Source organism: Streptomyces sp. NPDC052101 (genome assembly GCF_040680235.1).
Lineage (GTDB): Bacteria > Actinomycetota > Actinomycetes > Streptomycetales > Streptomycetaceae > Streptomyces.
The window spans coordinates 1-1,502 of sequence record NZ_JBFAWH010000127.1; the positions used below are offsets into that span (position 1 = coordinate 1).

The following is a 1,502-nucleotide window of genomic DNA, read 5'->3' on the forward strand; positions in this document are numbered from 1 at the left end:
CTGGTGCTCGGTGCTGATCGCGGTGCAGAGGAACACGTCGCGGTGGAAGACGCGGATCTCGGTGACGTCGCGTGGGTCGTACCGGACACTCACGGTGCTACCGACGAACGGCGCGAGAGTGGCCGCGGTGTAGCGGAGGCCCTCGAAGTGGATGCCATCGCGCTGCACGACCCGCGTCGTGGGGACGGTGAGCAGGAACCCGTCGAGCTGTTCAAGGGACTCCGGGAGCCGTGGCAGCCACCCGTCTGCAATCCACGCGTGCAGTGGGCTCGTCCGGAGCTCGCGGTGGGTGCGGGCGTTGTAGCTGCGGATGAACGTGCTGATGGCACTGTCGACGCCGCCGAGATCCAGCGCCGGCGTCGGCGCCGAGGATCCGGCTGCGAAATGGCCGGGGAGCGTTGGGAGCAGTTCGGTGTTGATCGTGCCGAAGAACCGCTCGATCTTCCCGCGCCCCTGGGGCCGGGCGACCTGCGAGTGGATGATGCGGAGGTGCAGCACAGCGGCGGTGTCGCCGAGACGATGGCTGGTGAAGTCGGACCCGTGGTCCGTGTAGAGCACGTCCGGGATCCCGCAGACGGGCCAGTCCGGTTCCGGCTTGTGCCAGATCGCTTGGCGCAGCGCGAGCGCGGTGTTCGCCGCTGACGGGGCACCGAGGAACACCATGTACCCGCAGATCGCGCGGGAGTAGTCGTCGAGGATCACCGTCAACCACGGCCGTGCGGGCTTGCCGTTGGGCCCGACGATGAGCAGGTCAAGCATCGTGTGGTCCGCCTGCCAGATCGCGTTCGGGCGGTCCGCGCGACGTCGGAGCAGCAGCTCGTGTTTGTCACGGTATGACGCTGGCCCCTCGAGTGCGAGCGTCACCATTCCGGGATCGAGCCCGTTCACGATCGACCGCACGGCGGAGTACGACGGCGACGGCAGTCCCCGTTCAGCGCAGTGGACGCCAACCTGACGGTGAATGGTGGCGATCGACGGCCGCGGCTTGGTGAGCGCAAGCCCTTCGACCAGGCGGACGAGTTCCGGTGCTGTGCGTCGGACGCCATGGTCGGCGCGAGCGTCGTCGGCGAGGGCGGCGTATCCGCCTGTCCGGTAGCGGGCGAGCCAGCGTTGCAGGGTGCGCTCGGTGACGCCCGTGCTGCGGGCCAGAGTGGCAAGCGGGATTGCGTCCTCGACGTGCAGTCGAAGGATTCGCCACCGCTCGCTCGCGTCCATGACCGGCTACATCGTCGGTGAGGGCTTTGCGCGTCGGCGGGCGACGGGTTCGGCGTGCTTCGCGAGCGTCCGGTAGATGGTGGTGCGGCTGACGCCGAGGACATCGCCGATCTGCGCGACGGTCATGTCCTGCTGTTCGTAGAGCCGGCGTGCGGTGCGCACCTGGTCCGCGGAGAGCCGAGATGGTCGGCCGCCGGTTCTGCCGCGGGCTCGGGCTCCTCTGGCGCCGACCGGGACGCGCAGCTGCCCCCTGGCGTCGATGTCGGCGGTGCGGATCAGGATGGGGG

2 protein-coding genes are annotated in these 1,502 nt (G+C 69.3%); both read right to left on the reverse strand.

Annotated elements, in window-relative coordinates:
• The coding region (locus AB0L75_RS44210) for a Mu transposase C-terminal domain-containing protein (protein ID WP_365191939.1) at positions 1-1,215 on the reverse strand (1,215 nt) is incomplete at its 3' end.
• 6 nt (positions 1,216-1,221) lie between these two features.
• Positions 1,222-1,502 (reverse strand): helix-turn-helix domain-containing protein (locus AB0L75_RS44215; RefSeq protein ID WP_365191940.1); only part of this gene is annotated, 281 nt, incomplete at its 5' end.